Genomic DNA, 2,365 nt, shown 5'->3' on the forward strand with positions numbered 1-2,365 from the left:
GAGCAACTCTCCTCTGGCTTGTTTTTTAATTCAATGAGTCGCTTAATATCATTAAGCGGAATATCTAAACTTCGACAATGCTTTACGAACTCTAGCTCTTTAAATGCCTTATTAGAATACAACCTGAAATTCCCTTCAGTGCGATCAGGATCTGACAGCAAGCCCTCCTTTTCATAATATCGGATGGTTTGTACTGAATACCCCGATGTTTTCGATAACTCACCAATTTTCATAAAATTTCCAAATAAACTTGACCCTATAGTCACTATAGGATTTATAGTTAGAGCATACAAGTTAATCGGAGATGAAAATGAGCGATTGTGGGTGTGAAGTTGAGCTAAAAGATAACCAGCAAAAAACGGTGCTTTATTGGCTTCTGGCTATCAATGCCTCGATGTTTGTTTTTGAAATTGGCTTTGGTTGGTTATCAGAATCAACGGCTTTAATTGCAGATTCGTTAGACATGCTAGCGGATGCAATCGTCTATGCAATTGCACTATACGCGGTGGGAAAGTCAATCCAACATAAGGCTAATGCTGCTTTAGTGAGTGGCTATTTCCAACTGGGGTTAGGCGTGCTAATTCTAATGGATATTGCTAGAAGGCTGTATGGTGAAAGTGAGCCTCACTCTTGGTTTATGATTGGCGTAGGCATGGTTGCTTTAGTTGCAAATGTGATTTGTCTCATCCTTATTCGAAAGCACAACAACGATGAAGTACATATGAGAGCTAGCTGGATATTTTCAGCGAATGATGTAATTGCAAATCTTGGTGTCGTTATCGCAGGCATACTCGTTATGGTGCTGAAACAGCGTTGGCCTGATATCGTCATTGGTAGCATCATTTCAATGTTAATTCTTCGAGGCGCTTACCGAATACTAAGCGATGCTAAACAAGAATTAGCTGTTGCTGAGAAAACACGTTAAACACCAAATGAAGATAAACAATCAACCTTTGGTTGTTCAAAGTAAGGAAACATCAATGAATAGCAAATATCTAGAAAAAACCAAGATAGTAAATTTTGAACACTCTACAATTCAATCATTAATTTCTGAGCGTAATTGGCAAGAACTCGATGACTTCAACAAAATTGGTGCAGCCTACCAATTTGTTAAAGATGAAATATTATTTGGTTACAATGAGAGTGATGATATTTCAGCAAGCAGTGTTTTAGCCGATGGTTACGGACAATGCAATACCAAGGGTAACTTGCTGATGGCTTTGTTACGAGGATTAGGTATTCAATGTCGTTTTCACGGCTTTACTATTGAGCAGCGATTACAAAAAGGAGCTATTCCAACTTATGTATTTTGGTTAGCACCTAAATATATCATTCATAGTTGGATTGAAGTTTATTTCAAGGATCGTTGGATAAACTTAGAAGGCTTTATATTAGATGAACAATATTTAAGTTCACTACAGCACAAATTTAGTCAAATAAAAAACGAATTTTGTGGTTATGGTGTTGCAACAAAGTGTTTCTCTTCGCCAGATACAGATTGGCGTGGTCAAGATACCTATATACAAAAAGAAGGTATTCATGATGATTTTGGTGTTTATAATTCCCCTGATGAGTTTTATCTCGAAAAAGGAACTAACTTATCAGGAATCAAACGTTGGATGTATCAACGAGTGATCCGTCACTTTATCAATTTTAACGTAGTCAATGTAAGAAATTTAAAAGTTCTTGAGGTGGAAAATGCACAATCATAGCCATAGCCATTCGCATGGAAAAGACGACCGTATAGGTTGGACATTTTTCCTTAATGTTTCATTTACTATTATCGAATTTATTGGTGGTTGGCTAACCAACAGTACCGCTATTATGGCTGATGCTGTACATGACCTGGGTGACAGTTTATCTATAGGATTCGCTTGGATACTGAGTCGTTTCTCGGATAAAGAAGCATCCGATAGATTTAGCTATGGCTATCGTCGTCTTACCCTGTTTGGCGCATTAATTAACAGTATTGTATTAGTTATTGGTTCTGTCTGGGTGCTATTTGAAGCAATACCAAGATTATCTAATCCTGAAATGCCAATGGCTGAAGGAATGTTGGGTCTTGCATTACTTGGGGTTGCTGTTAATGGGTATGCAGTATTTAAACTAAAAGCGGGTAAAACGCTGAACGAAAAAGTACTTACGTGGCATTTGCTTGAAGACGTACTTGGCTGGGTTGCAGTCCTAATTGTTTCTATCGTGCTGCTTTTTGTAGATCTACCAATATTAGATCCTTTGCTTTCTATAGGCTTTACACTGTTTATATTGTTTAACGTTTTGAAAAACCTGAAAACAACATTGGCACTATTTCTTCAAGCTACACCTGATGAAGAAGTGCAGAATAATATTGAAAAAGCGATAAAGT

The 2,365-nt window shown here is 37.3% G+C and carries 4 protein-coding genes; 3 read left to right on the plus strand and 1 reads right to left on the minus strand.

What is annotated here, in order from left to right; all coding sequences use genetic code 11:
- Positions 1 to 233 (minus strand): MerR family transcriptional regulator (locus P20311_RS02915; protein WP_036984708.1); only part of this gene is annotated, 233 nt, incomplete at its 3' end.
- A 77-nt stretch (positions 234 to 310) separates the two neighbouring features.
- Here P20311_RS02915 and P20311_RS02920 point away from each other — a divergent pair.
- The 3 genes from P20311_RS02920 to P20311_RS02930 form a co-directional block, all read left to right on the plus strand.
- Positions 311 to 925 (plus strand): cation transporter, encoded by a 615-nt coding sequence (locus tag P20311_RS02920; protein WP_004588888.1) that lies wholly within the window; start codon positions 311 to 313, stop codon positions 923 to 925.
- A gap of 55 nt (positions 926 to 980) precedes the next feature.
- Positions 981 to 1,712: a transglutaminase family protein gene (locus tag P20311_RS02925; protein ID WP_004588887.1), complete on the plus strand. Its 732-nt coding sequence runs from the start codon at positions 981 to 983 to the stop codon at positions 1,710 to 1,712.
- Positions 1,699 to 2,365, plus strand: a 667-nt coding sequence (locus tag P20311_RS02930) for a cation diffusion facilitator family transporter (RefSeq protein ID WP_036984709.1), incomplete at its 3' end; no start/stop codon positions are given. The genes P20311_RS02925 and P20311_RS02930, both read left to right, overlap by 14 nt.

Origin of the sequence: Pseudoalteromonas sp. BSi20311 (assembly GCF_000239875.1) — a bacterium.
GTDB lineage: Bacteria > Pseudomonadota > Gammaproteobacteria > Enterobacterales > Alteromonadaceae > Pseudoalteromonas.

What these genes read in the sequence shown, in the direction of transcription:
- P20311_RS02920 (WP_004588888.1), top strand. Translation starts at nt 311, where the DNA reads ATGAGCGATTGTGGGTGTGAAGTTGAGCTAAAAGATAACCAGCAAAAA.
- P20311_RS02925 (WP_004588887.1), top strand. Translation starts at nt 981, where the DNA reads ATGAATAGCAAATATCTAGAAAAAACCAAGATAGTAAATTTTGAACAC.